Annotated in this window: 3 protein-coding genes; all 3 read right to left on the bottom strand. The window is 61.1% G+C overall.

Annotated features, from left to right (window positions below; translation table 11 throughout):
* Positions 1-72 precede the first annotated feature (72 nt).
* Entirely contained in the window at positions 73-1536 is a 1464-nt protein-coding gene (locus ENZ75_RS25750) for a RimK family protein (protein WP_128278417.1), read from the bottom strand.
* Positions 1533-2639, bottom strand: a complete 1107-nt coding sequence (locus ENZ75_RS25745; protein ID WP_013532575.1) for a peptidase C39 family protein — start codon at positions 2637-2639, stop codon at positions 1533-1535. The genes ENZ75_RS25750 and ENZ75_RS25745 overlap by 4 nt, the downstream gene beginning before the upstream one ends.
* A gap of 310 nt (positions 2640-2949) precedes the next feature.
* The coding region (locus ENZ75_RS25740; protein WP_164887998.1) for an anti-sigma factor at positions 2950-3399 on the bottom strand (450 nt) is incomplete at its 5' end.

The raw sequence follows: 3399 nt of genomic DNA, 5'->3' as shown, positions 1-3399 counted from the left end.
ATAGATCTCCTTGCGATCACAGCCGGTGAAATCCTCGATCACGATAAACTGCATGTTCTACCCCCGATCAAATTACCGCCCCGGCCGGTCCAACCGCTCCAGGAACCACTGCGTCAGCCGCACCCAGACCTCGTCCTTCTCACCGGAATCCTCCCAGCCATGATCGAGGTTGGGATTGTCATTCACCTCGATGACGAAGACGCCGTCCTTGGTCTCCTTGAGGTCGACGCCATAGAGCCCGTCGCCGATGCAGCGCGCCGCCTTCACTGCCGTCTCGACGACATGCGCCGGCGTTTCCTTCAGCGTGAAGGTCTTGATGCCGCCCTGGTCGGGCTTGCCGTTGGCCTTGTGGTTGACGATCTGCCAGTGCTTCTTGGCCATCAGATAGTGCACGGCAAACAGCGGCTGGCCGCCGAGCACGCCGACACGCCAATCATATTCGGTCGGAATGAATTTCTGCGCGATCAGAAGGTCGGAATCCTCCAGCCATTCGGTGGCGAGCGTCTTCAGTTCCTCGAAATTGGCGCATTTCTTGACGCCGCGCGAGAACGACGAATCCGGGATCTTCAGCACCAGCGGAAAGCCCAGCGTCTGCGCCGCCAGTTCGAGATACGAGGTGCCGGCGATCATCACCGTCGGCGGCACCGGCACCTTGTTGTAGGCCATCAGCTCGTTGAGATAGACCTTGTTGGTGCAGCGGATCATCGACAGTGGATCGTCGATCACCGGCATGCCTTCCTGCTGGGCGCGGCGGGCGAAACGATAGGTGTGGTTGGAGATCGAGGTGGTCTCGCGGATGAACAGCGCGTCGTAATTGGCGAGCTTGGCCAGGTCCCGCTTGGTGATCGGCTCGATTTCGACGCCCATCTTCTCGGCGATCTTGGCCCAATAGCGCAGCGACGAGATCTCCGAGGGCGGCAATTCCTCATGCGGGTCGACCAGCGTGGCGAAGGTATAGCGCGCCGGCGTGCGGCCCTTGGTGTCGCGCCACTCCCGGTTGGTGTAGGTTTCCAGGCACTGTATGAAGCTTTTTTCCTCGTCCTCGGTCATCCGCGCCAGCGGATGGAAGCCGATCTTGCGGATCGAGGCCCATTCGGCGCTGTCCTTGATGTGGACTTCGAGCGCCGGTGCGCGGAACCAATCGAACAACAGCTTGGCGAAACGGTCCCAGATTTTTGACGGCCCGATGCCGAAGAAGATGCAGACCTTTTGCGGAAAGGCGCCACCAAGATCCTTGCGGCATTTGTTGAGCGCCAGTTCCAGTTCCGGCAGCGCGTGCTCATAGAGCTTGCGTTCCGACAGGTCGATCATCGTCTCGACGGTCGGGATCACCTTGTGGCCGCGCGAGCTTGCCAGCAGCGAGGCATAGTAGCCGCGGCTCTGGTAGGCGTAATTGTTCGACAGGTTGATGACCTTCGGCCGCTGGCCGCGAAACAATGACGGATGCGCGAGATAGTCGCGATTGGTGATGATCTTGTGCGGTGTCGCCACCTGGTCGAGATCGCTCTGCCTGCCGGTAAGGATGACCCAGGTCATTGTCTGTCACGCTTTCCCAGAGTGATGGCGGCCCGCAGTCCATCGCGACCGAACTGCGCCATGTTCATGAAGATGCCGTAAGGCACGGGAATGTTGGCTGCATCAAGGATGGTCTCCTGCCTTTCATCCTCGACCCAAGGGTCGTGGATCAGGATATGGTCGCCGTCATCGCCGATCGCCAGCACCCAGTGCGGCACCTTCTTGCCGAACATCAGGAAGCCGCTGATCAGCACCAGCACCAGCTTTCCCCCAGCGATCGCAGCGCGGATATCGTCGATTGTGAATGCACGGTAATTCACCGGGATGCCGTAAAGTTCCGCGCGTCGGCGAAAGTCGACCTGGGCCAGTTCCATTACCCTGCGCTTGTCCTCGCTGCGCACCGATTGCAGGAACAGCGCGCCATAGAAGGAGACGTAGATCTCCACCGCGAGCCCGCTCTCATAGCCCGAGACAGCGAGGCCGAACGGCTCGCAACCCCCGGGACCCGACATCATGAAGACGGTCGTCGCTTCACGCCACAGGCGGATTTCCATGACCGGATCCGGCACGAAGCCGCGATCGAAATTGGCCATCGCCATCATCAGGCAGCACGGACCGCAGGTGAATTCACAGGTCTGCGGGTAGAACGGCACCTTGGTGGCGATCGGAATGTCGCCACGCAAGGTTTTTTCGTAGCGAAGTGCCGTTTCGCCATCCTCATAGTAGCCGGGCTCACGCCCGATCTTGCGATAACCGGCCCGTTCGTAGATGCGGATCGCGCGGCTGTTGTCTTCGCGAACTTCGAGACGCAGCATCATGCGGTCGTGCTCGAAGGCGGCATCTTCGGCGGATCCGAGCAGGATGCGGCCGACACCCAGCCCGCCGAAAAACGGACTGGTCGCAATCGAGTAGAGGCGCGCCACGCCGCTGCCTTTGCGAAACAGCACGATCGCATAACCGGCCACGCGGCCGTCGACTTCGGCGACCAGCGTCTCGGCGGTTTCACGCTCGATGAACAGTCGGAAGGAGCGGCGGGAAATACGGTCGCTTGAGAAAACAGCTTTCTCGATGGCGGCGAGATCATCGACGTCAGACGCGCGGGCCGTGCGGATCTCGGCAGGCATGCGGCTTCAGAAAACCTCGATTGGTGGTGGAAATGGCCCTACTCGAACACGTCCTTGACGCCAACCAGGGCGTTGGGAAAACCGGCGTCCACCTGGGCGCACGAAGTCCGCTCCACCACCTTGAATCTTCGCCTCGTTTTTCCAAAAACCGTTTCCGATTTTCGGGGCGATGCGACGGCATTCATCAAGCGCTATCGCACCTCGATTAGGGCCGAATTGTGACAAATCCGACGCCGATCCGACGGGCGCAAAAGGTCCTTCGGCCAGATCGGCATTCGCGGATCGACGGCACCGGCAAAAGCGGTGCCGTTCAGCTTGCCAGCCCGTTTACAAGTTGCGTGTAGGCGTTCCTGGCGACCTCGTTCAGCCGCTCGCGCGGCAAGGAGCCGACGACGGCGCAGCCATAGCCCTTGTCCAGCCAGTAGACGGCCTCGGGTCCGTCTTGCGTGGCGGCGTAGGTGCCCTTGGCATTCTCCGTCGATGCCGTGGTGACGAACAGCGATATACGCTGCCCATTGCCGTCCTCGTAAAGCAGCATGGCGGCCTTGCTCTCGCCTGCCGGAAGCAACCGGCCGCCGACCAACTGGAAACCGTTCGCGGTCAAGTCGGGTGCCACCAGCTTCAACCCTACCCGGTTGGACAGCCAGGTCTGCAGATGGTCCTTGTCGCTGGCCGGAACCTCGACGGCATGCCGCTTTTCGGCGGCATAGATGACATGGGCCGCGATTGCCTGCTCGGCCAGCCGATCTTCCGCCGGGTC

Origin of the sequence: Mesorhizobium sp. M7A.F.Ca.CA.002.04.1.1 (assembly GCF_004022805.1) — a bacterium.
Lineage (GTDB): Bacteria > Pseudomonadota > Alphaproteobacteria > Rhizobiales > Rhizobiaceae > Mesorhizobium > Mesorhizobium ciceri.
This window is presented reverse-complemented; position numbering and strand designations above follow the sequence as displayed.

What these genes read in the sequence shown, in the direction of transcription:
- ENZ75_RS25750 (WP_128278417.1), bottom strand. Translation starts at nt 1,536, where the DNA reads ATGACCTGGGTCATCCTTACCGGCAGGCAGAGCGATCTCGACCAGGTG.
- ENZ75_RS25745 (WP_013532575.1), bottom strand. Translation starts at nt 2,639, where the DNA reads ATGCCTGCCGAGATCCGCACGGCCCGCGCGTCTGACGTCGATGATCTC.